22 protein-coding genes are annotated in these 25,176 nt (G+C 74.1%); 8 read left to right on the plus strand and 14 right to left on the minus strand.

Going from position 1 to position 25,176, the window contains the following annotated elements; translation table 11 throughout:
- Positions 1-80 precede the first annotated feature (80 nt).
- A complete protein-coding gene (locus ACGF15_RS24770; protein WP_392802032.1) occupies positions 81-1,322 on the plus strand; it encodes a glycoside hydrolase family 26 protein in 1,242 nt (413 codons plus the stop codon).
- On the opposite strand, the gene ACGF15_RS24775 is transcribed toward ACGF15_RS24770, so the two are convergent.
- The 9 genes from ACGF15_RS24775 to ACGF15_RS24815 all read right to left on the minus strand — a co-directional run bounded on the left by ACGF15_RS24775 (position 1,288) and on the right by ACGF15_RS24815 (position 12,194).
- Positions 1,288-2,487: a GNAT family N-acetyltransferase gene (locus ACGF15_RS24775; protein WP_345612527.1), complete on the minus strand. Its 1,200-nt coding sequence runs from the start codon at positions 2,485-2,487 to the stop codon at positions 1,288-1,290. The genes ACGF15_RS24770 and ACGF15_RS24775 overlap by 35 nt on opposite strands.
- The gene (locus tag ACGF15_RS24780; RefSeq protein WP_345612525.1) at positions 2,487-3,155 is read right to left on the minus strand and encodes a lipopolysaccharide biosynthesis protein; all 669 of its coding nucleotides are present in this window, start codon (positions 3,153-3,155) and stop codon (positions 2,487-2,489) included. Before ACGF15_RS24780 ends, ACGF15_RS24775 begins: the two co-directional genes overlap by 1 nt.
- Positions 3,152-4,321 (minus strand): glycosyltransferase, encoded by a 1,170-nt coding sequence (locus ACGF15_RS24785; protein WP_392802037.1) that lies wholly within the window; start codon positions 4,319-4,321, stop codon positions 3,152-3,154. The genes ACGF15_RS24780 and ACGF15_RS24785 overlap by 4 nt, the downstream gene beginning before the upstream one ends.
- Entirely contained in the window at positions 4,318-5,088 is a 771-nt protein-coding gene (locus ACGF15_RS24790; protein WP_345612520.1) for a polysaccharide deacetylase family protein, read from the minus strand. Before ACGF15_RS24790 ends, ACGF15_RS24785 begins: the two co-directional genes overlap by 4 nt.
- Complete coding sequence (locus tag ACGF15_RS24795) at positions 5,078-6,547, minus strand: lipid II flippase MurJ (RefSeq protein ID WP_362613055.1); 1,470 nt, start codon at positions 6,545-6,547, stop codon at positions 5,078-5,080. Before ACGF15_RS24795 ends, ACGF15_RS24790 begins: the two co-directional genes overlap by 11 nt.
- 395 nt (positions 6,548-6,942) lie before the next feature.
- On the minus strand, positions 6,943-8,415 hold the full coding sequence (locus ACGF15_RS24800; protein WP_392802202.1) for an O-antigen ligase family protein: 1,473 nt from the start codon (positions 8,413-8,415) through the stop codon (positions 6,943-6,945).
- Positions 8,412-9,872, minus strand: a complete 1,461-nt coding sequence (locus ACGF15_RS24805) for an exopolysaccharide biosynthesis polyprenyl glycosylphosphotransferase (protein ID WP_392802042.1) — start codon at positions 9,870-9,872, stop codon at positions 8,412-8,414. Before ACGF15_RS24805 ends, ACGF15_RS24800 begins: the two co-directional genes overlap by 4 nt.
- A complete protein-coding gene (locus ACGF15_RS24810) occupies positions 9,869-11,041 on the minus strand; it encodes a glycosyltransferase family 4 protein (RefSeq protein ID WP_392802045.1) in 1,173 nt (390 codons plus the stop codon). The genes ACGF15_RS24805 and ACGF15_RS24810 overlap by 4 nt, the downstream gene beginning before the upstream one ends.
- 52 nt (positions 11,042-11,093) lie before the next feature.
- Positions 11,094-12,194: a DUF3344 domain-containing protein gene (locus ACGF15_RS24815; protein WP_392802048.1), complete on the minus strand. Its 1,101-nt coding sequence runs from the start codon at positions 12,192-12,194 to the stop codon at positions 11,094-11,096.
- A gap of 347 nt (positions 12,195-12,541) precedes the next feature.
- Between ACGF15_RS24815 and ACGF15_RS24820 the strand changes: the two genes are divergently transcribed.
- Both ACGF15_RS24820 and ACGF15_RS24825 read left to right on the plus strand, forming a co-directional pair.
- Complete coding sequence (locus ACGF15_RS24820; RefSeq protein WP_345616517.1) at positions 12,542-12,841, plus strand: hypothetical protein; 300 nt, start codon at positions 12,542-12,544, stop codon at positions 12,839-12,841.
- Positions 12,842-12,995: 154 nt separating this feature from the next.
- Complete coding sequence (locus ACGF15_RS24825; protein ID WP_256524826.1) at positions 12,996-13,406, plus strand: rodlin; 411 nt, start codon at positions 12,996-12,998, stop codon at positions 13,404-13,406.
- A gap of 146 nt (positions 13,407-13,552) precedes the next feature.
- Here the strand turns inward: ACGF15_RS24825 and ACGF15_RS24830 are convergent, their stop codons facing one another.
- Entirely contained in the window at positions 13,553-14,224 is a 672-nt protein-coding gene (locus tag ACGF15_RS24830; RefSeq protein ID WP_392802051.1) for a vitamin K epoxide reductase family protein, read from the minus strand.
- Between the two features lie 232 nt (positions 14,225-14,456).
- Between ACGF15_RS24830 and ACGF15_RS24835 the strand changes: the two genes are divergently transcribed.
- Both ACGF15_RS24835 and ACGF15_RS24840 read left to right on the plus strand, forming a co-directional pair.
- Positions 14,457-14,867: a rodlin gene (locus tag ACGF15_RS24835; protein ID WP_256526969.1), complete on the plus strand. Its 411-nt coding sequence runs from the start codon at positions 14,457-14,459 to the stop codon at positions 14,865-14,867.
- A 310-nt stretch (positions 14,868-15,177) separates the two neighbouring features.
- Positions 15,178-15,414 (plus strand): chaplin, encoded by a 237-nt coding sequence (locus ACGF15_RS24840; RefSeq protein WP_345616270.1) that lies wholly within the window; start codon positions 15,178-15,180, stop codon positions 15,412-15,414.
- 69 nt (positions 15,415-15,483) lie between these two features.
- Here ACGF15_RS24840 and ACGF15_RS24845 read toward each other — a convergent pair whose 3' ends face one another.
- Entirely contained in the window at positions 15,484-16,278 is a 795-nt protein-coding gene (locus ACGF15_RS24845; RefSeq protein WP_362615423.1) for a putative protein N(5)-glutamine methyltransferase, read from the minus strand.
- 380 nt (positions 16,279-16,658) lie between these two features.
- Here ACGF15_RS24845 and ACGF15_RS24850 point away from each other — a divergent pair, with 380 nt between their 5' ends.
- A complete protein-coding gene (locus ACGF15_RS24850) occupies positions 16,659-17,870 on the plus strand; it encodes a pyridoxal phosphate-dependent aminotransferase (protein WP_345616268.1) in 1,212 nt (403 codons plus the stop codon).
- A 135-nt stretch (positions 17,871-18,005) separates the two neighbouring features.
- Entirely contained in the window at positions 18,006-18,392 is a 387-nt protein-coding gene (locus tag ACGF15_RS24855) for a hypothetical protein (RefSeq protein WP_345616267.1), read from the plus strand.
- Between the two features lie 181 nt (positions 18,393-18,573).
- On the opposite strand, the gene ACGF15_RS24860 is transcribed toward ACGF15_RS24855, so the two are convergent.
- Positions 18,574-20,409: a phosphoenolpyruvate carboxykinase (GTP) gene (locus ACGF15_RS24860; protein ID WP_362615425.1), complete on the minus strand. Its 1,836-nt coding sequence runs from the start codon at positions 20,407-20,409 to the stop codon at positions 18,574-18,576.
- A gap of 225 nt (positions 20,410-20,634) precedes the next feature.
- Between ACGF15_RS24860 and ACGF15_RS24865 the strand changes: the two genes are divergently transcribed.
- The gene (locus ACGF15_RS24865; protein WP_345616265.1) at positions 20,635-21,312 is read left to right on the plus strand and encodes a hemolysin III family protein; all 678 of its coding nucleotides are present in this window, start codon (positions 20,635-20,637) and stop codon (positions 21,310-21,312) included.
- 62 nt (positions 21,313-21,374) lie between these two features.
- On the opposite strand, the gene ACGF15_RS24870 is transcribed toward ACGF15_RS24865, so the two are convergent.
- Together ACGF15_RS24870 and ACGF15_RS24875 are read right to left on the minus strand one after the other, a co-directional pair.
- Positions 21,375-22,505, minus strand: coding sequence for a chitinase (locus ACGF15_RS24870; RefSeq protein ID WP_345616264.1), 1,131 nt, complete (start codon positions 22,503-22,505; stop codon positions 21,375-21,377).
- A gap of 223 nt (positions 22,506-22,728) precedes the next feature.
- The gene (locus ACGF15_RS24875) at positions 22,729-25,161 is read right to left on the minus strand and encodes a galactose oxidase-like domain-containing protein (RefSeq protein ID WP_362612820.1); all 2,433 of its coding nucleotides are present in this window, start codon (positions 25,159-25,161) and stop codon (positions 22,729-22,731) included.
- Positions 25,162-25,176 lie beyond the last annotated feature (15 nt).

Raw genomic sequence — 25,176 nt, forward strand, 5'->3', positions numbered from 1 at the left:
ACGACCTTCCGACTGATCATCCGAAGGGCTTTCTGCCTAACGTCGTGTCAGTCGCAGAAGTACTCCACAAGGAGGAAGGCATGCCCCAGAGGCACCGTCTGATCCATTCATGCATAGCGACGGTCGCAGCCGGACTCCTCGTGTCCGGCGGACTGCTCGGCACCGCGGCGGCGTCGGCCGCGGAGGACACCGGCGGCGCGGACGCCGCCCCGCCGCCCTCGGCGACGGCGGTCGGCGCGTATCTCCACTACGGGCCGACCGGGATAGAGCGGATGGCGGAGCTCTCGGACTGGCTCGGCGGGCGGGAGCTGACGGTCGCCCACACCTACCTCCCCGGGGACGTGTGGACGAACATCGAGGGCCGGCGCGAGTTCCTGCGCCCGTGGGCGGAGTGGCGGAGCGGTGCCGAGGAGCGGATGTTCGTCCTCAACGTGCCGATGCTGGACCGCAACGAGGACCGGCTCCCCGACGCGGCGGTGGCCCGGCTGCTGCAGGCGGGCGCCCGGGGACAGTACGACCACCACTACCGCACCCTCGCCTCTCGCCTGGTCGACCTGGGCGCCCGGGACACGGTGATCGTGCTCGGCTGGGAGATGAACGGCACCACGTACACCCACCGGTGCGGGCCGGACCCGGCCGCGTGGCGGGCGTACTTCAGGAGCATCGTCACGGCCATGCGCTCCGTTCCCGGTCAGGAGTTCCGATTCGACTTCGCCCCCAACCGGGGGCTGGACGCCGTCCCCTGGACCGAGTGCTATCCCGGTGACGACGTGGTCGACATCATCGGAATGGACTCGTACGACCAGGCTCCCGGCAGGTCGTTCGACGACCAGGTGAACACGCCGTACGGACTGCAGCATCAGGTCGACTTCGCGGCGGAGCGCGGAAAGGCGATCTCGTATCCGGAATGGGGGCTCTTCCGGAACGGTGACAACGCCGAGTACATGCGCCGCATGCTCGAATGGATCGACCTCCACCAGCCCCTGTACCAGACCATCACGGACTACTGTCCGCACGGGGTCTGGCAGTGCGGGAGCAATCCGGAGTCCTCGGCGGTGTACCGGGCCGCGATGTCCGCGGCACCCGAGGAGCCGACCGAGCCCGACCCGGTCGAGCCGGACCCGGTCGACCCCGACCCGGTCCCCGAGATCCCTGAGATCCCCGAGATGCCCGAGATCCCCGAGTTCCCCGGAACGGGCGACGACTGGGTGGAGCCGGCCGAGTGGTGCGCCCCCGTCGACCTGGCCGACTGGCTGGCCCCATGGCTCTCCGGGCAGCGCTTCTGCCTCACCGTTCCGACGGTCCACCGCCGCCCGTCCTGACCGAGACGCCCTCCGCCCGCCAGTCGTTGAACCGGCCGCGCCACTCGCGCGCGGCCGGCAGGCGGCTGCGCACCACGTCCGCGGCCCGCTCCCGCATCCGCGCCCGCGACTCGTGCAGCCGCAGCAGCGGCTCCAGGGCGGGGCGGGCCAGCAGCAGCCGACCGCTGGTGACCGTGTTCGGGCGCCAGTGGTTCTTGTACGGCTCCGCACCGCGCAGCAGGCTCAGCACCGCCGCCCCGCTGCGGGCCGCCTCCCGTGCGTCCTCGCGCAGCAGCATCGTCGCCACGTCGGCCTTGCGCTCCCGCAGCACGGGGTCGGCGCCGTAGAGGTAGCCGCCGCCCAGCCTCCCGGCCCGCAGGGTCAGCCCCGCCGCGACCACCCCGCCGTCCAGGGTGTACTCGGTGAGCGTGGCCTGGCCCGCGGGCACCATCGCCCCCACGGCCCGCACCAGGTGGTCGTGGAAGCGGGGCCGCAGGTGCTCGATGTTCACCCCCCGGCCGCGCCACTGCCGCTCGTGCAGCCGCAGCAGCCGCCCGACGCCCTCCGGCACCTCCTCGGCCGGCACGCGGCGGGCGGTGATCCCCAGGGCGTCCAGCTTGCGCAGCTTGGCCCGCACCCGCTGGGCGCGGTTCGCGGCCATGCGCGTGACCAGCTCCTCCACCGGCAAGGCCGGCAGCTCCATGCACACCGAGTCCTCCAGCCGTGCGCGGGGGCCGGGCCAGAGGGCGTACAGGCGCTCGGCGGCGGCGCCGGGGCGCACCTCCCGCAGGTCGACGACGGCGTGCCGGGCCACCCGCTCCAGGCCGCGGGCCAGGGCCGCGAGGGCCGCCGGGGCGTGCTCCTCGTCGACGACCACATCCCCGTAGTCCGAGATCGCACCGCCCAGGGGCACCAGCAGGGGCATCGGCCGGTGCACCAGCATCAGCGGCGCGGCGCCCACCAGCCGGCCCTCGCGGCGGGCCAGCAGCACCCGCAACCGCCCCGCGGCCCCGTAGGAGAGCCACCAGGAGTGCAGCCAGGCGTGGCTCTGGAACGGGGTGGCGGCGGAGCAGGCCCGGTGCAGCCGGTCCCACTCGGGCCCGAGGGCGGCGAAGGCGTCCGGGTCCCGGCAGAGGGCGACGCCGGTCTCCGACGGCGCCTCGGGGCCCGGGTGGACGGCGGCCATCAGACGCGCTCCCGGGCCGCGGCCGGCTGCGACGGCGCGGGCACCGCCGTGGCCGCGCCCGGGGTGCCGCGCCCGGCCCGGGGCCGTACGAGCAGGACGAGCCCGCCGACCAGGCCGCCCGCCGAGGCGCCGACCGCCGTGGCGACCGGGAGGGAGGGGGAGACCGGCTCGCCCGGGGTGACCGCCCGGGAGAAGGACATCAGCTGCACACCGGTGTCCTTCGACAGCTGGTTGCTGTTGACGAAGATCGCGCCGGAGACGGCGTTGGCGATGCGGGCGGCCTCGGCGGGGCGGGTGGAGGTCCCCGAGACGGCGATCATCGGCGAGTCGGGCGAGGTCTCCGTCCGCACCCGGGTGCGGAGTTCGGCGAGCGGCAGCCCCGCCTCCTTGCGGGCGTAGGCGAGCGTGGCCTCCCCGGTCGCGATCCGGCCGTAGGCCTGGGCGAAGCCGAGGGCCGCCCCCGGCTCCGCGCCCTCGGCGGGCACCGCGACGACATAGCTGGTGGCGACGTACTCGGGGGCCTTGACCACGCCGTACCCGAGGCCGCAGACCGTGCCGAGCACGGCGCAGGCCGGGACGGCCCACCAGGCGGGGGCGGCGTGGAGCTTCGCGAGGAGGCGTCCCGGCCGTCCGGGGGCGGGCTGCTCCTGCTGGTGCGTGCGGGTCATCGGCGTGCTGCTCTCTCGACGGGGACGGGGGTCCGGGTGCGGGTGGGGCGGGGGACGCGCGGCGGGCGCGCGCCGCCCAGGGTGTGCGCGTACAGCTCCGCGAGGAGGTCCGCGCTGCGGGCGATGTCGTAGTGCGCCACGGCGGGCGGCGGGGGCAGCCGGCGCGGCCCGGCCGCCGCGGCGGTGCGCAGCGCGGCGGTCAGCCCGGCGGCCGGGCACTCGCCGAGGGAGCGCGCGCCCGGGGCGTGGTCCCCGGGCAGGTCGTCGACGGCCGGGCAGGGGCCGTGGAGCACGGGCAGCCCGGCCGCCAGCGCCTCGACCACGGCCAGCCCGAACGCCTCCTCCCGGGACGCCGAGACGAAGAGGTCCGCGGCGGCGAGCAGCTCCGGCACGTCCTCGCGGGCGCCGAGCAGCCGGATCCGCTCCGCCGCCCCGAGACGGGCGGCCTGCGCCCGCAGTGCCGCGCGCTCGGGCCCGTCCCCGGCCAGCAGCAGCACGGCGCCGGGCAGGGCGGCGACCGCCTCGACGAGCGCGTCGAAGCGCTTGCCCGCCACCAGCCGGCCGACCCCGGCGACGGTGAAGACCCCGTCCGGCAGGCGCAGTTCGGCCCGCAGCCTGCGGCGCGCCGCGGGATCGAAGGCGAAGCGGCGGGCGTCGATGCCGTTGGGCACGGTGCGGATGCGCCCGGGCGGCACCCCCCAGTCGCCCAGGCGCCCGGCGACGGTCGGCGACACGGCCGCCGTCGCCGCCCCCAGCCGCTCGCTGGCCAGGTACAGGGCGCGGACCCCGCGGGTCAGGGGCCGGCCCTCGATCTCCCGGGCCCCCAGCGAGTGCTCGGTGGCGACGGCGGGGACCCCGGCGAGCCTCGCGGCGAGCCGCCCGTACACACAGGCCCGGTAGAGATGGGCGTGGACCATGTCGTACCCGCCGCGGCGGATGTGCGCCACCAGTCGCGGCAGCGCGGCCAGATCCCGGTTGCCGCCCATCTCCAGGCAGCTCACCGGCACGCCGTCGGCGCGCAGCCCCTCGGCGACCGGGCCGGGGTTGGTGAGGGTGAGCACCTCGCAGCGGTAGCGGGCGGGCAGGTGGCGGAGCAGCAGCCGCAGTTGCTGCTCGGCGCCGCCGATGCCGAGCCCGGTGATCACCTGGAGGACCCTGGCGGTCATCGCACGCGCTCCTGGGGTGCGGGCACCACGACGGGCGCGAGGCCGGGCATCCGCCGCAGCCGGTGGCGCAGCCGCTTCGCGGCCAGCCGGGCGCCGCGGTCGGCGTGGCTGATGTGGGTGCGGGGCAGGGCGTGCGGCCCGGCCGCGGGGCCGGGTGCGATCGCACAGGCGTAGGAGTATCCCGCGGCGCGCACGGCGTCGGCCGCCCGCTGGTCGAAGGTGCCGTACGGGTAGCAGAACCCGGCGGGCGCGGCGCCGGTGATCTCCCGTAGCAGCTCCCGGCTGCGGGCCGTCTCCTCGGACAGCTGCGCCCGGGTGAGCGTGGTCAGGTCGCGGTGGAACAGCCCGTGGGAGCCGATCTCGGTTCCCTCGGCGGCGGCCTCCCGGATCGCGTCGGCGTCCAGCAGCGGCCGCCGGGGGCCCTCGCGGTCCCAGTCGTTGTCCTCGCCGAGGCGGCCGGGGAGGACGAAGAGGGTGGCCGAGCAGCCGTGGCGGCGCAGCAGCGGCAGGGCGCTGGTGGCGAAGTCCGCGTAGCCGTCGTCGAAGGTGAGGCCCACCAGGTGGTCGGCGCGGCCGCGGGCGTGGGCGCGCAGCAGGGTGCTCACGTCGACCCCCCGCAGGCCGCGCGCGCGCAGCAGCCGCAGCTGGCGGTCGAGCCGGTCGGGGGCGACGGTGATGCCGTACGGATCGTGGGCCGGGTCGCCGACCGCGTGGTACATCCAGATCCACGGCTGAGGGCGGCGGTCGGTGGTCGGGTCAGGGGTCATGACGCAGCCTCCGTCGTACGAGGGCCAGCAGGTGGACTGCTTCCGGTGCTCCGAGGGCGCGGGCGGCGCCCAGGAAGACGAGGGGGACGAGCACGGCTCCGACGGCCAGGGAGACGGGGGCGGGCCCCGTGGCCGGTGCGGCGAGGAGCGCGGCGGCGGCCGCGGCGGCCGCCGCCAGCACCAGGCGGGCGATCCGCAGGCCGATGGCGCGGACCTCGATGGCGACCACCCGCGAGCCGAGGCCGTTCAGCAGCAGCAGGGCGGTGGTGCTGATGCCCGCGGCGTTGGCCGCGGCGATGCCCTGTACGCCGTGGGGGCCGACGGCGGCGGCCCCCGCGGCGATCGTCACGCCGAGCCCGGCGGCCATCGCGGCGGCCGGGAACCAGACGGGCCGCCCGGCGGAGAAGAAGGGCCGGCCGAGGGCGCCGACCAGGCAGTGGCCGAGGAGCCCCGCGGCGTACACCCGCATCACCGCGGCGGTGGTGGCGGTGTCGCCCGCGTCGAAGGCGCCCCGCTGGAAGAGGACCTCGATGATCGAGGGGGCGTGGCCGACGACGAAGGCGGTGCCCAGCAGGACGAGCGCGCCCGCGGTGGCCAGGTCCTCCTCGACGCGGCGGCGGGCCCGCTCCCGGTCGCCCTCGGCCATGGCCCGGGCGACGACGGGGAAGGTGACCGTGCAGACCATCAGGGAGAGCACCATCGGCATCTGCGCGACCTTCTGCGCGTAGTTGAGGTGCGAGATCGCCCCCGGGGGCAGCGGGGCGGCCAGGAACCTCTCGACGAGCACCTGCGACTGGCGGCCGACGGCGAAGAGGACGACGGGGGCGAGCACGGCCGTGCCGATCAGCGGGGCGCGGCCGGTGCGGCGGCGCGGCCGCACCAGCGGCCGGAGCCCCACGTGCCGGGAGAACGCGGGCAGTTGGACGAGGATCATCAGCACGCCGCCGACCGCGACCCCGGCCGCGGCGGCCCGTACGCCCCACAGGTGGTGCAGGGCGAGGGTGGTGGCGATGATCCCGATGTTGTAGGCGGTGTACACGGCCGCGGGCCGCAGGAAGCTGCCGTGGGCGCGCAGCGCTGCGCTGAAGTAACCGGTGACGCCGAAGGTGAGCACGGTCAGCGCGGTCAGCCGGGTGCACTCCGCCGCGAGGGCCGGGTCGCCGAAGCCCGGGGCGAGCAGCCGCACCACCTGCGGTGCACCGGCCATCAGCAGGGCGGCGACGCAGGTCAGCACCGCGAACAGCCGGGGGAAGGTGGCCGATGCGAGCTCCCGGACCGCCCCCGGGTCCCGGGCGGCGAGGGCGTGGGCGAAGGCGGGCACCAGGACCAGGGCCATGGCGTCCTCGATCAGGAGCGTGGAGGCCATCTCGGGGACGGTCCAGGCGATGAGGAAGGCGTCGCTCTGCGCGCTCGCGCCGAAGAGGTGGGCGATGGTCTGGTCGCGGACGAGCCCGAACACGGCCCCGGCGACGGTGAGGGCGCCGGTGACGGCGGCCGCACGGGCGAGGCCCCGGCCGAGCGGCGCGGCCGGCCGCTCGGCGGGGGCCCGTGCCGGGCGCCGGGCGCCGGTGCCCGCGGCCGGCGCGGGGCCCGCGGGGGCGGGTGCGGCCTCCGCGGGGGCGGATGCGGGGCCCGGGGGTGCGCCGGGTGCGGGTGCGGGGCCCGGGGGTTGTCCGGGTGGGGTGCCGGGGCGGTCCGGGGCGGTGTCCGCCGCGGGCGGGGCGGGGCGCCGGGCGGGCCCGGGGCGCGCCGCGGGGCCGCTCCGGGCGTCCTGCCCGCTGCGCGGGCGCGGGGCGGACGGGGGCGGGGGAGCCGCCGGTCCGGACCCGGCGGGGGGAGGGCGGTCGGCGGGTGTCATGGCCGTGTCCCCGGCGGTGCGGGGTCCGCGGGCGCGGATACGGCGCCGGACGCGGGTGCCGGGGCAGGGGCGCGTCCGGACGCAGGTGCGGCGGCGGGGGCGGGTGCGGGGCCCAGCGCCCACCAGGCCGCCAGGCCCACCACCACACCGGTCAGCACGGTGGAGGGGCCGCCGATGTCGGCGTAGAGGAAGTCGACCGCCTGCCACAGCATCAGGCCGGTGGCGGCCAGGCCGCAGTCGAGCGGGGCCCCGGGCGCCGCGCGGACGAGACGCCGGACGGCGCCGAGCAGCAGGGCGAGCCAGGACGCCAGGAAGGCGGTGGCGCCGACCAGCCCCTGCTCGCCGAGGACCAGCAGGTACATGTTGTGGGGCGAGAGCAGCGGCTGCTTCTCGAAGGAGCGCCCCGCACCGGCCGTGTCGCTGCCCGCGGACAGGCCGAGGGAGGCGTGGGCGTCCCGGTGGGCGGGGAAGCCCTTGAGCCCCACCCCGGTGGCGGGCTCCTCCTGCCACATCGACACGGCGGCGGCCCACATGCTGTACCGGTCGGTGACCGAGCGGTCGGGCGCGTCCGTCACCTGGGTGATGCTGCCGATCCGCTGCGAGATCGCCTCGGAGCCCACGCCGAGTCCTCCGGCCAGCACCACCCCGGCCGCGACGGCCGCGGCCAGCACCTTGACCGCCCGCCGCGGGCCGTCCAGCAGCAGCACCGCCAGCGCGGCGAGCGCGGTGGCGATCCAGGCGCCGCGGCTGAACGACAGCCCGAGCGGCACCAGCAGCAGCCCGGCCGCGGCGAGGGCGGCGGGACGCAGCCTGCGGTGTGCGCCCTGCGGGGGGCTCAGCGCCAGGGCGAGGGCGGCGAGGAACCCGTAGGACACGACGGTGGCCATGCCCATCACGTCCGTGGGCCCGAAGGTGCCGACGGCGCGGATCTCGGCCCCCCTGTAGGAGGCGCCGGTCCCGGTGGCGAACTGGTACGTCCCGATCGCGCCCTGGACGAGGGCGAGCGCGACCAGCGCGCCGGTGACGGCACGGAAGCCCCCCGCGTCGCGGAGCAGCAGCATCACGGCGCACGGCACGAGGACGAACACCTGGAGGTAGCGCACCAGTCCGGGCAGGGCGGCCACCGGGTCGGCCGCGGTGACGGTGGCGACCGCGAAGCCGACCACCGGCAGGGCGAAGACCGCTGCCGCCGCCGGCCCGAGGGGCCGCTCCCGCCGCCGGACGAGCCGCAGCAGGCAGGCGGCCACCAGGACGCCGGAGGCGATGTCGGCCGGTGCGACGGTGCCCGGACCGCCGTACCGGCCGAGCGGCAGGGCGAGCAGCAGCACCGTCGCGAGCAGCGGCAGGAGCAGCAGCCGGTCGGTGCGGGGACGGGCCCGGCGCGCGGCCGGTGCGGGGGCCCCGGCGGCGGGCGAGGGGGCCTCGCCGGGAGCGGGGGACGCGGTCGGTGCGGCGGTGGCCACGGTCAGCTGCCCCCGAGACGGAAGAGCGACGCGGCGGTGCGCGCCATGATGCACACGTCCTGCCACAGCGACCAGGTGTCGATGTAGTGGTTGTCGAAGCGGGCCCGCTCCTCGATGGAGGTGTCCCCGCGCAGTCCGTTGACCTGGGCCAGCCCCGTGATGCCCACGGGCATCCGGTGGCGGTCGCCGTAGCCGGGGTGGGCGCGGGTGAACTGGGCGACGAAGTAGGGCCGTTCGGGCCTGGGGCCGACCAGGCTCATGTCGCCGCGGAGCACGTTCCACAGCTGCGGCAGCTCGTCCAGCGAGGTGCGGCGCAGCAGGCTGCCGGTGGCGCTCATCCGGCGGTCGCGGGCGACGTTCCAGCGGGTCGCGGACTCGTGCTCGTCGGCGGGCCGCAGGGTGCGGAACTTCAGCAGGGTGAAGGGGCGTCCGCCGAGCCCGATGCGCTCCTGACGGAAGATCACCCCCGGTCCGTCGGCGAGGCGCACCGCGAGGGCGCAGACGCCGAGCACCGGCGCGGCGACGACCAGGACGACGGCCGCGAGCAGCGCGTCCAGGGCGCGCTTGGCCGAGCGGGCGGGGCCGAGCGGGCGCGAGCCGGACGGAAGGGGCTGGACGGAGAACCCCCACAGGTGGTCGGGGTGGGCGGGGCGCGGGCGGACCACGCCCTCGGCCGCTCCCCCGTCCACCAGCCAGGTGCGGCAGCCGTGGTCGGCGAACAGGCGCACCAGCCCGGCGGAGGGCGGGGCGGTGAACAGGGCGTGGGTCACCGCGTTCTGGATGACGGCGCGGCTGACGTCCTCGCCGGTGACCAGGACCGGAAGGGTCCCGGTGTCCTCGGTGGCCGCCCGTCGGCCGGGGGCGACCCGGCCGACGGGCCGCATCCCGTAGCCCGGGTGCGCGTAGAGGGCGGCGGTGACCTGCCGGGCGACGGCCCCGTCGCCGACCACCAGGGCCGAGTGCGGCCTGCGCGCGGCGAACCGGCGGCGGCCGTGGTGGACGGCGGCGCGCCCGGCGCAGGCCAGCAGGGTCTGGAGGGCGGCACCCCCGGCCAGGGGCCCGGCTCCGGTGAAACCGGACCCGTCCGCGGCGAGCGCCTCGCCGAGCAGGATCCACGCGGCGGCCGAGGCCAGCAGAAGGGTCGGCAGTTCGGCGAGCGCGGAGGGCGACAGGGAGCCGCGGTACAGGCCCCTCCAGGCGTGCAGGGCGGCCGCGGAGGTCGCGAGCAGCAGCATCGCGGGGAGCAGGGACCGCTCGGGCCCGGGGACCGCGGCGGCCGCGGCGGCGGCCGCCGCGGCGTCGACGGCGAGCAGGGCCACCGGTCGGCCGCGCTGCCGGATCCGGCGGCGGGCGTGGGCGGCGGGGCGGCGGCCGGCCGACCTGCGGGAGGCATGGAGCGAAGGGGCCCGGCGGGTCGCCGCCACGGGGGCGGTGTGGGGCACGGGAGCACTCTCCGTCGTCATCGTGCGGTGCTCTTCCTCGTCATGGGACGGTGCGTGGTGAGGAGTTCCTGGTAGAGGCCGAGAACGGCGTCGGCGGTGCGCCGCACGTCGCCGGTGGCCCGGACATGGGCGGCCGCGCTGCGCCCGAGACCGGCGGCGAGACCGGGGTCGGCGAGCAGCCGGACGAGAGGGGCCGCGAGGGCGCGGGGGTCCTCCGGCGGGACGGGGGCGGGGTGCTCCCCGCCCGGCGGGAGGCTCTCCCGGGCGCCGCTCACCTCGGTCAGGACCACCGGGCGGCCGCAGGCCATCGCCTCCAGGGGGGCCAGGGCCATGCCCTCCCAGCGGGAGGGCAGCACGGCGGCGTCGGCGGCGTACAGCCAGGGCCTGACGTCCTCGCAGGCGCCCGCGAAGACCACTCCGGGCGGGGCGGCGGCACGCAGGGCCGCGCCGTCGGGGCCGTCGCCGACCAGGACGAGGCGGGCCCCGGGGACGGCGGCGGCCACCTCGGGCCAGGCCCGCAGCAGGACGTCCTGCCCCTTCTGCCGGCACAGCCGCCCCACGCACACCGCGAGCGGGGTGCCCTCGGGGAGGTCCAGCCCGGCCCGGGCGGCGGCGCGCAGCGTGCCCTCGCGGTCCTCGGCGAAGCGGTCCGGGTCGATGCCGTTGCGGATGACCGACCAGCGGGCGCGGATACCGGCACGCTCCCCGGCGCGGCGCTCGCTGTCGCTGACGCACAGGGTGCGGGTGCTCCAGCGGGTGCCGTAGCGCTCCCAGGTGAGGGCCAGGCGCGCCTCGCGGCCCGAGACGGCGTCGAAGGACCAGGCGTGGGGCTGGAACACGGTCGGCACGCGCCCGCGGACGGCGAGGCGTCCGGCGAGCCCGGCCTTGGCGCTGTGGACATGGACCAGTTGAGGGCGGACGGCACGGAGCAGCCGCGCGGCGGAGGCCACCTCGCGGGCGAGCGCCGGTCCGGGGGACCGCTCGGCGGTCCACGCCTCGACACGGGCCCCGGCGCCGGCGGCCGCGTCGGCCAGGGTGCCGCCCGGCGGGCAGGCGACGACGGGGTGCACACCGGCGGCCGCCTGCGCCCGGACCAGATCGGTGACGACCCGTGCCACGCCGCCTTCCACGGGCTGGACGAGGTGGAATACCGTCAGTCGGCTTTTCTCTGTCCGGTCTCTCTGCGGCACGTGGAACTCTCTTCGGACGGGTGGAAGCGAGGGAGGGGTCGGGGGCCGGAATTCAGCGGCTCGTGTCCGCCTGCACGAAGAGGGCGCCCAGGAAGTAGCCGTTCTCCTCACCGCCGAACCGGAAGGTGAGGGAATGCGCGCCGCCGCGGAGCGCAGGACGGATGTCGTACACGTCGGAGTCGTATCCGAGGGTGTTCCGGTAGGCGGGTTTCCGGTCCGAGCTGCTGCGGCCGAGATCGGCCACGGTGGAATTCATGGTGTCGGTGGCGGGGTTGGCCGCGTCGGTGAGCGGCCGGGGGCGGCCGGTCCCGGCGCGGACCGTCACGGTGTCGCCGCGCTCGCCGCGGTCCCCGTCGTAGGCGACGATCCCCGCGCGCCCGGCGGCCCCCGGGGGCAGACGCAGCCCCCGGACGGTCACCTCGCGGGGGCCGCCGGCGGAGCGGACGGTCTCGAAGCCGTCCCAGAGGGAGAGCTCGCGCAGGGGTTCGCGCGCGTTCTCGTAGGCGACCACCAGGGTCCAGCCGCCCCAGGAGCCTGCCGCGCTGCGGCCCATGGCGACGTTGATCTGCGCCACGGTCCAGTAGCCGGGGCGGCTGCCGCGCACCAGGGGGGTGACGTCGGCGGACGCCTGGTAGGAGTCGGTGCCGCCGGCGTCGCGGTGGGCGATGCGGGTGTCGGCGAGGACCTCCCGGTAGCGGCCGCCGGGCTCGGCGACGAGCACCCGGCCGTTGTCCTCGGGCGGCTTCTGCTCGCCGACCCGGAGGTTGCCGCCCCAGTAGAGCCGGGCGTAGCGGACCGTGGAGCCCTCGGGCAGGCCGAGCCGGGCGCGGGTGGCGTTGTAGGTGTTGGGGTCGTCGTCGAGGTCGACGTAGAACATGTCGTAGTCGCCGTTGGCCCCGGCCGCGCCGCGCCGGAGCTCCGGGCAGGAGGCGGCGCCCTTCGCCTCGGGGGTGCGGCAGGTGATGGACGCGTTGGCCGCGCGGACGATCCCGCCGTGGTGGACGGCGTGGTAGCGCTGGGCGAAGGGGATGCGCGGGGCGTCGGCGGGGACGGGAGGGGGCGCCGCCGCGGCGGCCGCCGGGGCGAGCACCGCCGCCGTGCACAGCAGGGACGCCCATGCGCCTCGCCGGGCGAAGCCTGACGACTTCGGCATGACTGGCTCCCCATTGTCGATCAAGGCGGCAAAACAGGAGTGCACTTTGTCAGAAAGCGTGGGCGAAATCACGTCGGACTCGGCGGTTCGACCAACTGGCGGTGCGGGTATTCCGCTCCCGTGCAGGCGTGTTGCGCGGGGGGCTTCGTGCGCCCCCCGAAATCGGGAACCCAACCATCGTGTGACGTCGCGCAACTTCCGGGGAACTCGGTCGTTGAGAGAGCTCGTGGATCGTCCGCGCCTTCGCTGTCCTTCATGCACGGGATAACGGAAGGGTTTCCCGTTCGGATACGGCTCGTTGTACCTGTCGACGGCGGGGAGTACCCGCCGGGAACAGGATTCGCGAAATGAAGAAGTCCAGGGCCGCCGCCATCCTCGCCGGTTCGGCCGCCGCGATGGGTGTCGCCGCTCCGGCCATGGCCGCGCAGCCGCCGAGCGCCGTGCCGATGAGCCTGAACGGCGGGATCGCCCATGTGGCCTCCACCCTGCCGCAGCTCGACGACGTCACGCAGACGGACCAGGTGCTCGGTCAGACCACCGACTCCGTGATGGAGCTGAACAACCTCAAGGGCAACGCTCCCGAGCAGGTCCTGAAGACCGCGGCGGCCACGACCCCGATGCTCGGCGGCGTCTCGCTCGGCGGCTGAGGCCGCCTCCGGACGCGCCCGGCGTCCGGGTACGAGGCGTCAGCAGCCGTACGGACAAGGGCCTTTGGAGTGAACCGGGAGAACCAAAGGGCCGGTCGCACGGTTGGTCAGGCAGCTCCATCGGCGGGCATTCTCAGCAACAGAAGGACGCAACATGTTCAAGAAGGTTATGGCTACGGCGGCACTCTCGCTCTCCGTGGCGGCCGCTGGCGCGACCATGGCCCCGCAGGCGATGGCCGTCGGCGACAACGAGGGCACGCACTCCGCGAGCGGCAACAACGCCTCGCAGGTCTACGGCAACGCCGAGACCTACGGCGACATGAGCCCGCAGATGAGCCTGATCCAGGGCTCGCTGAACAAGCCCTGCGTCGGCCTGCCGCTCAAGGCCAACGTCGGCTCCCTCGTCGGCGCGGTGCCGGTCGCCCTCCAGGACATCCCGGTCCTGTCGGCCCCGCAGAACCAGCAGTGCGTCGAGAACTCCACCCAGGCCAAGGGTGACGAGCCGCTGTCGCACATCCTGAACGACATCCCGGTCCTGTCGGGGAACGGCCTGTCCGGCCGCTGACACCCGGTGGGGAGCCCCGGCGGCCTCGGGCCGCCGGGGCTCCTCCGCGTCCGGGCCCCGTCGGCGCGGGTGGTGCGGGGCGCTCCCGCCGGGGTCCCGGGAGTGCCGGGCCCCGGCGGGCCGACGGCCCGACGGCCCGACGGCCCTCAGGAGGTCCAGAAGTCCCACCAGCGGGTCAGCACCAGCATCCCGATGATCCCGATGTGCAGCACCGGCAGCACCCAGGTGAACTCCCCCAGGAACCCCCGCACCCCCGCCGGCGCCGGCAGCACCCCGCTCCGCACGTTGTGCGAGGTCACGTACCAGAACATCACGATCGTCGCCACCCACGCCAGACAGCACCACAGGCACAGCGCACCGATCACATACAGCGACTGCTGCATCAGCCAGGTACAGAACCCCACCCCGAACAGGCACCCCGCGTTCAACCCCCACCAGAACCACCGCCGGTACCGCGCCCCCGCCAGCAGCCCCGCACCCACCGCCACGACCACCCCGTACGCCACCAGCCCCAGCATCGGGTTCGGAAACCCGAACACCCCCGCCTGCTCGCTCTTCATGATGCTCCCGCACGACACCACGGGATTGAGCGAACACCCCGGCGTGAACCCCGGATCCTCCAGCAACCTGAACTTGTCCAGCGTGATCACCCACGCCGCCAGCAACCCCGCAGCCCCCGTCACCACCAGCAGCCACCCCAGCGCCCGGGACGCACCCACCACCCCCGGGTCCGGGTCCCGGTGTGAGGGGCTGCCGTCCCGGGGTGCGGCGGGCGCGGGTACGGCGGACCCGGCGGCACCGGACGCGTCGGACGTCATTGTCATAGTGAATTCACCACTCGTTTCGACCCGATGGATTCGCCTATTGTGCCGCACCCCGTGCGGCGGAACGGCGCAGAATCCATTCACCAACCCGGACGATCGCGATAGCCCCGACGGCCCCCCGGACCCACGTTGCGGCAATCGGGTGAACGCCCGCAACCAAACCCGGCGGCTCCAGTTGGTCAGACTGCACCGCGTTCGCGCGTTCATAACGAAAAGGGACAAGTAAGTGATCAAGAAGATTCTGACGACGGCCATGGTCACCGCTTCCATGGTGGGCGCCGGCGCGGCCATGGCTCCGCAGGCTCTGGCCGTCGGCGACAACGAGGGCACCTTCTCCGCGAGCGGCAACGGCGCCTCGCAGTCCTACGGCAACGCGGCCACGCACGGCGACATGAGCCCCCAGATGAGCCTGGTCCAGGGCTCGCTCAACAAGCCCTGCATCGGCCTGCCCGCCAAGGCCAACGTCGGCTCCCTCGTCGGCCTGGTGCCGATCGCCGTCCAGGACGTCCCGATCCTGTCGGCCCCGCAGAACCAGCAGTGCGTCGAGAACTCCACCCAGGCCAAGGGTGACGAGCCGCTGTCGCACATCCTCAGCGACATCCCGATCCTGTCGGAGAACGGCCTGTCCGGCCGCTGACCCGCCGGAACGGAGAACGCCCCCGTACGCAGCCGGCGTACGGGGGCGGCCCCTTGGGGCTGTCCCGCAATGCCCGGATGATTTCCGGCATTCGGGGGCCGAATCGCCCGCCGAATGGCGGAAGTAGGTTCGAACCATTATCGGCGAGGCATACGAGTGACTTTTCGAACTGCCCGCCGGTGAGCGGTTTCCGAACGGGAATCCCCTCGTTACCCAGTCTGCGGAGGCGCATGCCCGCACATGCCGAATGTGCGGCTGCGCGGGCACGAAGGCCGTGCCCCCGTATCGCGCCCCTGCTGAAAGGATCGAAATGAAGCACATGAAGGCTGCTGCCGTCGCCGCCGGTATCGTCATGGCACTGGGCGGTGCCGCCGCGCCCGCCATGGCCGACGCGGGTGCCAACGGTGCCGCTGTCGGCTCCCCCGGCGTCCTGTCGGGCAACGTGATCCAGGTCCCGATCCACATCCCGGTGAACCTCTGCGGCAACTCGATCAACGTGGTCGGCCTGCTGAACCCCGCGTTCGGCAACACCTGCATCAACGCCTGACCTCTCCGCCCGGCGTCCCCGGACGCGGCGGAGCCGAGGCCCCGGTGGCGCTTCCGCGCCACCGGGGCCTCAGTGCGCGGGCAGCATCCCCGAGACCACCGCGGCGCCGCGCTCCCCGCACACCGAGGTCTCCACGAGCAGACCATGGCGGGCCAGCACCCGTGCGGTGCGCGGCGCCTGCCGCTCGCCGGTCTCCACCAGCAGCACTCCACCGGGGGAGAGCCAGTGCGGCGCCCCGGCGGCCACCCGCCGCTGGACGTCGAGACCGTCCGGACCGCCGTCCAGTGCGGCCGGCGGCTCGTGGTCCCGGGCCTCGGCGGGCAGCAGCCCCAGCTCCGCGGTGGGGACGTACGGCGCGTTGGCGAGGAGCACGTCGACCCTCCCCCGCAGCGCGGCGGGCAGTGCGCGGTAGAGGTCGCCCTGGTGGACCGTCCCGCCCAGGGGTGCCAGGTTGCGCCGGGCGCAGCGGACGGCGGCCGGGTCGATGTCGGCGGCATGCAGCTCGCCGGCGCCCAGGGCGCGGTGCACGGCCGCGCCCAGCGCGCCCGTCCCGCAGCAGAGGTCCAGGACGAGGGGGCCGGGCGGGGCGAGGGCGAGGGCCCGTTCCACCAGGAACTCGCTGCGTCGGCGGGGGACGAAGACCCCGGGGTCCACGGCGGTGCGGTGGCCGTGGAACTCGGCCCAGCCGAGGATCTGCTCCAGCGGGAGGCCGGCGGCCCGGCGCTCGGTCATGGCGGCCAGTTCGTCCGCCGTGCGGGCGGCGGCCAGCAGCAGTGCCGCCTCCTCCTCGGCGAAGACGCAGCCCGCGGAGCGCAGCGCGGCGACGGTTGCGGAACGGGCACGGCGGGTGGGGGCAAGGGGCATGGACTGCCTTTCGGGTACCGACGGGCACCCGGCGGCCGCGGCCGGCCCGGGGCTCAGACCCGGTGGCCGACGCGGCGGCGGAGAAGGGGCGCCCGGCCTGCGAACGGGTTGATCGGGTCCACCTCCTCCGGTCCCGGGCGGGCCCGGAGACGGCCCGCACCTTGCGTGGACGCACAGTATCCCATCGCATCCGGCCGGGGGTGACGAGCGCAACACCGTCCCCCGCGGGTTGGAATCACAGGTCGCCACGCCGGGCCGGACCGCATTCGAAGGCCCCTGGAGGTCTCCACCACCCAAAGCTGCAAAACGGGACATTCGACGCCCACCCGCCGCGCGGAATCCCGTCGGCGATCACCGGGCCGCCGCCGTAAGCTCGCGACATGCAGGTGATCCAGTCGACGAAGCTCGCCAACGTCTGTTACGAAATCCGGGGCCCGGTCCTCGAGGAGGCCATGCGGCTGGAGGCGGCCGGTCACCGGATCCTCAAGCTGAACACGGGCAACCCGGCGGCCTTCGGCTTCGAGTGCCCGCCGGAGATCCTGGAGGACATCCTCCGCAACGTCGGCGGCGCCCACGGCTACGGCGACGCCAAGGGCCTGCTGTCCGCGCGCCGCGCGGTGATGCAGCACTACCAGACCAAGGGCATCGACCTGGACGTCGAGGACGTCTACCTCGGCAACGGCGTCTCGGAGCTGATCCAGATGTCGATGCAGGCCCTGCTCGACGACGGCGACGAGGTGCTCGTCCCCGCACCGGACTACCCGCTGTGGACCGCCTCGGTGTCGCTGTCCGGCGGGACGGCCGTGCACTACCGCTGCGACGAGCGGTCCGACTGGATGCCCGACCTGGCCGACATCGAGCGGAAGATCACCGACCGCACCAAGGCCCTGGTGATCATCAACCCGAACAACCCGACCGGAGCCGTCTACGACGAGGAGATGCTCCGCTCGCTCACCGAGATCGCCCGGCGCCACCGGCTGGTCGTCTGCTCCGACGAGATCTACGACAGGATCCTCTACGACGGCGCCACCCACACCCCGACCGCCGCGGTCGCCCCCGACCTGCTGGTGCTCACCTTCAACGGGCTCTCCAAGAACTACCGGGTGGCGGGCTACCGCTCCGGCTGGCTGGCGGTCTGCGGGCCCAAGAAGCACGCCTCGTCCTATATCGAGGGCCTGACGATCCTGGCCAACATGCGCCTGTGCGCCAACATGCCCTCGCAGCACGCGGTGGCCACCGCGCTCGGCGGGCGGCAGTCGATCGAGCAGCTGGTGCTGCCGGGCGGACGGCTCCTGGAGCAGCGGGACACGGCCTACGAGCTGCTCACCCGGATCCCCGGGATCACCTGTGTGAAGCCGAAGGGCGCCCTCTACCTGTTCCCGCGGCTCGATCCGGCGGTGTACAAGATCAAGGACGACCGGCAGATGGTGCTGGACCTGCTGCGGTCCGAGAAGATCATGGTCGTGCACGGGACGGGCTTCAACTGGCCCGAGCCGGACCACTTCCGCATCGTGACGCTGCCCGCGGCGAAGGACCTGGCGGACGCGGTGACCCGGATCGGGACCTTCCTCGACGGGTACGGGCAGCACTGATCCGCTCCGGCGGGGCCGCCCCGCCCCGGGGCGGGGCGGCCGCCGGGGCGCCGCCCGGAGACGGATTCCGAGAGCGAGCCAACTTTAGACTCAATCCAATGTAGGATGGTCTCCTGAGAGCGCAGGAGGCCCTCCATGTACGAACCGATCCGCACCAAGTCGGTCCACCAGGCGGCCGGCGACGGCGCCTTCCCCCACCGCTCGCGCGAGGAGGAGCTGGACATCCAGCTCGCGGGGCACCTCTCCTCGCTGCTCGCCGTCACCGACGAGCTCGCCCTGCACGAGGCCGCCGAGGCGATCGCCGTCCAGGTGGCCCGTCTGCGCGGCGCTCCCCCGGCCCGCCACGCCGCCCGCAGCGGCGCCGACGGCACCGCCCTGCACCGGCGGGCGCACGCGCTGGCCGGGCGCGCCCTGGTGGTGGCGGCCTCGCGGGCCGACACCGCCGCGGCGATCCTGGCCGCGGAGCGCATGGACGCGCATGCCGCGGCCCTCGAAGGCCGACCGCTGGTCGGCACCCCCTGATCGGCCCCGGTCCGCCGCCGGGGAGGTCGCGGACCGGGTGCCACCCCCCTCCCCCGCCGGGTGCGGGGCACAGCGAACGGCCCCCGGAGCAGCACGCTCCGGGGGCCGTCGTCACGTGGCCGGCCAGGGGTGACACCACAGGTCAGGGCGGACGTCGGACCGACCCGCCACGGTCGGTGGGTCAGCCCAGGCGGTCGACCAGGGCCCGGTACTCCTCCCACAGCTCCTTCGGGGTGTGGTCGCCGAAGGTGTCGAGGTGCCCGGGAACCAGCGCGGCCTCCTCCCGCCAGACCTCGGGGTCGACGGTGAGCAGGTAGTCGAGGTCGGCCTGGGCGAGCTCCAGCCCCTCGGTGTCCAGCGAGCCGGGTGCCGGCAGCACGCCGATCGGCGTGCGGACGCCCTCGGCGGTGCCCTCCAGGCGCTCCACGATCCACTTCAGCACCCGGCTGTTCTCGCCGAAGCCGGGCCAGACGAACCTCCCGGCCTCGTTCTTGCGGAACCAGTTGACGTAGTAGATCCTCGGCAGCTCGGCCCCGTCGCCCCGGGCCTCGGCGGCCTGGCCCACCTTGATCCAGTGGGCCATGTAGTCGCCCATGTTGTAGCCGCAGAAGGGCAGCATGGCGAACGGGTCGCGGCGCAGTTCGCCGACCTTGCCCTCGGCGGCGGCCGTCTTCTCGGAGGCGACGTTGGCGCCGAGGAAGACGCCGTGCTGCCAGTCGAAGGACTCCGTGACCAGCGGGACCGCCGAGGCGCGGCGGCCGCCGAAGAGGATCGCGGAGATCGGCACCCCCTTGGGGTCCTCCCACTCGGGCGCGATGATCGGGCACTGCGAGGCGGGGACGGTGAAGCGGGCGTTGGGGTGCGCGGCGGGCGTACCGGAGGCGGGCGTCCAGTCGTTGCCCTTCCAGTCCGTGAGGTGCGCCGGCTGCTCCTCGGTCATCCCCTCCCACCAGACGTCGCCGTCGTCGGTGAGGGCGACGTTGGTGAAGACGGCGTTGCCCCAGAGGGTCTTCATGGCGTTGGCGTTGGTGTGCTCCCCGGTGCCGGGGGCGACGCCGAAGAAGCCGGCCTCGGGGTTGATCGCGTAGAGGCGGCCGTCCTCGCCGAAGCGCATCCAGGCGATGTCGTCGCCGATGGTCTCGACCGTCCAGCCGGAGATCGTCGGCTCCAGCATGGCCAGGTTGGTCTTGCCGCAGGCGGACGGGAAGGCCGCGGCGACGTAGCGGGCCTCGCCCTGCGGCGGGGTCAGCTTGAGGATGAGCATGTGCTCGGCCAGCCAGCCCTCGTCGCGCGCCATGACAGAGGCGATGCGCAGGGCGTAGCACTTCTTGCCGAGCAGGGCGTTGCCGCCGTAGCCCGAGCCGTAGGACCAGATCTCACGGGTCTCGGGGAAGTGCGAGATGTACTTGGTGGAGTTGCACGGCCACGGGACGTCGGCCTCGCCCTCGGCGAGCGGGGCGCCGAGGGTGTGCACGGCCTTGACGAAGAACCCGTCGGTGCCGAGTTCGTCGAGGACGGCCTGCCCCATGCGCGTCATGGTGCGCATGGAGACGGCGACGTAGGCGGAGTCGGTGATCTCGACGCCGATGGCGGAGAGCGGGGAGCCGAGCGGCCCCATGCAGAAGGGCACCACGTACATCGTGCGGCCCTTCATCGAGCCGCGGAAGATGCCCTTCTCACCGGCGAAGACCTCCTTCATCTCGGCGGGGGCCTTCCAGTGGTTGGTCGGCCCGGCGTCCTCCTCCTTCTCGGAGCAGATGAAGGTGCGGTCCTCGACGCGTGCGACGTCGGAGGGGTCCGAGGCGGCGTAGTACGAGTTCGGGCGCTTGACCGGATCCAGCTTCCGGAAGGTTCCCTTCGCCACCAGTTCCTCGGCGAGCCGGTCGTACTCGGCCTGCGAGCCGTCGCACCAGACGACCTGGTCCGGCTGCGTGATCGCCGCGATCTCGTCGACCCAGGAGATCAGCTCCCGGTGCCGGGTGGGGACGGTGCCGGGAGCCGCGTTGTCGCGCGCCACGATCGCTCCTAAATGAGGGGTTTGTCGGTTGTTTCCCATGGATGCCCCGTGGGGGCTGCGACCCGGACGCTTCGTAGGCGCTCATCCGGTGCCGACCTCACTCATCTGATCATCCGTGGCGAATGCCCATATGTCCAGAGGGCCTCTCACGTGAGCATCGCCACGCCTGCGTGAGCGTCGCCACTCGGGCCCTGTCACTTACGGTCGCGTAGGTACCATGCCCGCATGACGTCAGCCGCCCTCGAAGCGACCGAGAACGCCCTCCACCACGTCAAGCCCCGACTGCGCGGCTGGCTGCACGCCGGGATGTTCCCCGCCGTGCTCGTCGCGGGCGTCGTGCTCACCGCGCTCGCCGACTCCCCCCGCGGCCGGATCGCCTGCGGCGTCTACGTCCTCACCGCCTGCCTGCTGTTCGGGGTGAGCGCCCTGTACCACCGCGGGAACTGGGGACCGCGGGCCACCGCCGTGCTGCGCCGGCTCGACCACGCGAACATCTTCCTGATCATCGCGGGCACCTACACGCCGCTCACCCTGCTGCTGCTCCCGGACTCCACCGCGCGCCTGCTGCTCTGGGCGGTATGGGCGGCCGCCGCGGCCGGGATAGCCTTCCGGGTGTTCTGGGTCGGCGCCCCGCGCTGGCTGTACACGCCCTGCTACATCGCCATGGGCTGGGCGGCGGTCTTCTTCCTGCCCGACTTCATGCGCAAGGGCGGCATCGCGGTGCTCGTCCTGGTGATCGTCGGGGGGCTGCTGTACAGCATCGGGGGCGTGATCTACGGGATGAAGCGCCCCAACCCCTCGCCGCGCTGGTTCGGCTTCCACGAGGTGTTCCACTCGCTCACGCTGGCCGCGTTCATCGTGCACTACGTCGGCATCTCGCTCGTGGCCTACCGGCACGCCTGAGCCCCCCGCGCAGGGGTACGCCCCCGGGCACCGGCCCGGGGGCGTACCCCTGCGCGGGGGCGTCAGCGGCCCTGGAGCGCCTTGACGTTGTCGCCGAAGGTCCAGCCCCTGGAGCCGTCCCAGTTGGCCGACCAGGTCATCAGGCCCTTCAGCGCCCCGCCGTAGTGGTTCCAGGCGCGGGCCACCGAGGCGGGAGCCATGTACCCGCCGCCCGCACCCGGCTGCGCGGGGAGCCCGGGGACCTGCTTGTCGTACGGGACCCTGACGGTGGTGCCCTGGACGACCAGGCCCCGGTCCAGGCAGTCGGTCTGCGCGGTGAACCCGGCCACGGTGCCCGCGGCGTAGGAGTCGCCGGAGCAGCCGTACATGCTGCCGTTGTAGTACTGCATGTTCAGCCACCACAGGCGGCCGTTGTCCGCGTACTTCTTGATGATCGGCAGGTACGCGCCCCAGATCGAGCCGTAGACCACGCTGCCGCCGGTGACGTAGGCCGTCTCCGGGGCCATCGTCAGGCCGAAGCCGGCGGGCATCCGGGCCAGGACGCCGTCGATGATGCGGACCAGGTTGGCCTGCGAGGTGGACAGGGTGCCGATGCTGCCGCTGCCGACGAGCCCGGTCTCGATGTCGATGTCGATCCCGTCGAAGTTGTACCGCTGCAGGATGGGCACGATCGTCTCGACGAAGCGGTCGGCGACGGCCCGGGAGTTCAGGTCGATGCCCGCGGTGGCGCCTCCGATCGACATCAGGACGGTGGCCCCGGCCGCCTTGGCCCGGCACATCTCGGCGGGGGTGGGCACGCGGACGGTCCGGTCCATACCGTCCTCCCACAGCACCGTCCCGTCCGGGAGGATCACGGGGAAGGCGGTGGTGAGGACGTTGTAGCCGTGGGCCGCGAAGCGGGGGTCGTCCAGGGGCGCCCAGCCGAAGGGCGGGTGGACGCCGTTGGCCGCACCGTCCCAGTTCTCCCAGTAGCCCTGGAGGACCTTCCCGGCGGGCCGGGGCTTGAGGGCGCAGGTCTCGGCGGCGGGGCCCGCCGAGTCGCGGTGGGGCGCGGAGACCGCCGGGGCATGGGTGGGCGCGGCGGTCTCCGCGGGCTCGTCGCCCCCGGCGGCGGCCGGGGCTGCGAGGGCGGTGGCGGTGAGCAGGGCGGCGAGTGCCGCTCCGAGGACACGGGCGATCCGTTGGCCTGGCATGCGTGCTCCTGGGGACGTGGGGGGTGGTCCGGGGGCTGCACTGCGATTGACCGTAGGATGGTCCAGACCTTTCGTCAACAGGTCTGGACCACAAGGGGGTTGATTCACCCGCCCGCGGCCCCGCCCGGCGCCGGAACGGCACCGGAACGGCACCGGAACGGCACCGGGCCCCGTCCGCCGGTCGGTTGCCGGCGGACGGGGCCCGATGGGCCGGGAGGAGGGATCAGCGCCTGCGCAGATCACCCTTCCCGCACGCCACGCCGTCCCGGTTCGGGTCCAGCTTCAGCGGGTCGTCCTTGCCGTTCACCTTCAGCCGCCCGTAGTCGTGCTCCGCCAACCAGGAGCAGCGGGCCTTGGTGGTGGGCGCGACCTTCTTCGGGAAGACGGTCGGCACACAGACCCCGGCACCGCCGTAGTGCCGGTCGCAACCCGCGACCTGCGGGTCGACCGGGGCCGACGCCCGCTTGCGCTGCGGCTGCTCGGGGGCGGCCTGCGCCTCCTGCGCGAACTCGTGCACATGCGCCGAGGGCGCCTCGGCCGCCATCGCCGCCGGACCGCTCAGGTGGACCCACTCGGCCACCGAGGGCACGCCGTTGGCGTCCACCGCGAACAGCATGTACCAGCCGGGCGGGGCCAGGTTCGGGTTGCTGGTGACATTGAGGTCGATGTTGTTGCCGTCGACCGTCATCGGCAGGTCCACGAAGCGCTGGTTCGGGTCCGAGGAGTGGGTCACCGCCGCCGGGCGGATCAGCTCCGCCTTCACCACGGGCCGGTCCACGGTGATCCGCTGGGTGTCGCCGTAGGTCCACTCGCCGTCGATCACCGAGGTGATCTGCGGCCGCGGCCCCTTCAGCAGGTACGGCGGGGTGTACACCGACACGTTGTGGTTCCACGACCCGTTGCCCGGGTTGTCGCCCACCGACATCACCCGGCCGTCCGGCAGCAGGAAGGACGAGGAGTGGTAGCCGCGGGCCTCCGGGTCCGGGGTGACCGGGTCGAAGGTCTCGGTCACCGGGTCGAAGATCGACGCCTCGTACACCGGGTTCGCCCGGTTGTGCAGAGCACCGCCGGTCTCCAGCACCGTGCCGTCCGGCAGCAGCACCGCGGAGACGTACATCTTGCCCTCGGCGCCCGTCTGGGGCCGGGGCCCGTCACCCATGTCGACCGTGCCCTGCGGGATCGGCGGCCCGTGCACGTAACTCGGGTCGGGCTGCTTCAGGTCGATGATGTCCGTCAGCCGGTTGGCCGCCGGGTTGGTGTCGATGTTGCCGCCGCCGAGGGTGAGCACCCGCTGGTCCTGGGCGGGCGGCAGCAGCACGCTCGCGGACTGGTCGCGCTCGTCCTTGCTCTGCAGGCCCGGGACCTCGGTGACGGTGTTCGCCTCGTAGTCGTAGATCGCCGCCCCGGTACCGGGCGTGCCGTTGCCGAAGACATGGCTGCCCGAGTAGAACAGCCGCCCGTCCTGCATGAGGATCATCGACGGGTACAGGCCCCAGTACGACCAGGTCTGGTTGACCTGCCACAGCGGCAGCCACCTGTTCTCGGCGGCCGAGAAGCGCTCGGCGGTCACCGAGCCGGTGGAGTCCTCCTTCAGACCGCCGAAGGAGATCACGTCGCCGTTGCCGAGGATCGTGGCCGACGGGTACCAGTGCCCGTCGTTCATGTCGTTGGTCCGGATGTAGGTCTCGGTCTCCGGGTCGAACAGGTAGGAGTCCTTGAGGCCCTGGTAGCCGATGGTGCCGTCGGCGGAGGGGTAGCCCTTGTTGCCGGACATGATGAGCACCCTGCCGTCCTGGAGCTGGACGTGCCCGGCGCAGAACATGTCGGCGGGGGTCGGGATGACCCGGTAGCTGCCGTCCGCGGGGTCGTACACCGCGGAGGTGAAGCTGCCCGCCTCGAACAGGGACGGGTCGTTGCCGGATCCGGCGATCAGCAGCACCTTGCCGTTGTGCATCACCACCGAGTGCATGGAGCGCACCGGGTTCTGCACCGGCAGCACCTCCCAGCGGCCGTCCTCGCACTCCTGCGCGGTCCCCGTGCACTCCGGGTCCGGCACGGGGACGCTGACCTCCTCCATCGCGTAGTCGTCCGTGGTGACCGAGCCGGTGCCGTAGACCGACACGCCCCAGGCGATCCGGTCGGTGTTCGGCGGGACGGCCGGGGTCCGCACCTCGGCCTGGGCGTAGTCGGCGCTGATCTCCAGCGTCTTGAGGTCGGTCCAGTACTGCCAGCCCGCGTCCGTGTCCCGGCGGAAGAGGGTCACCGAGACATCGGGGGTGGTGGACTTGTACCAGAGCGACAGGTCGTACTGGCGGTCCGGGACCACCGTCGGCGCACAGACCGTGTTCTCGGTGATCAGGGCCTTGCGGTCGCCGTCGACCCGGCGGGTCAGCTCGACCTTCATGGCCTTGGTGCCCGAGTGGGCGTCGGCGACGGTCTCGAAGGTGTAGTCGTTGTCGCCCCAGCCCGACTGGGACCAGCAGGCGGGCATGGCACCCGTTCCCGCGGTCTCGAAGCCCGGGTTGCTGATCAGGTTGGGCGGTCCGGCCTGCGCGCTCTGCGGCGCGGATATCAGCAGAGCCGTGGTGAGGGCGCCGACGGCGAGCAAGGCGGTCCGGGGCCTGCGGCGCAGGCCGCTCCTGAGGGGTGGTGACATGGTGTTCCCTTCGTG

The organism is Streptomyces sp. NPDC048001 (genome assembly GCF_043203115.1).
Lineage (GTDB): Bacteria > Actinomycetota > Actinomycetes > Streptomycetales > Streptomycetaceae > Streptomyces > Streptomyces sanyensis.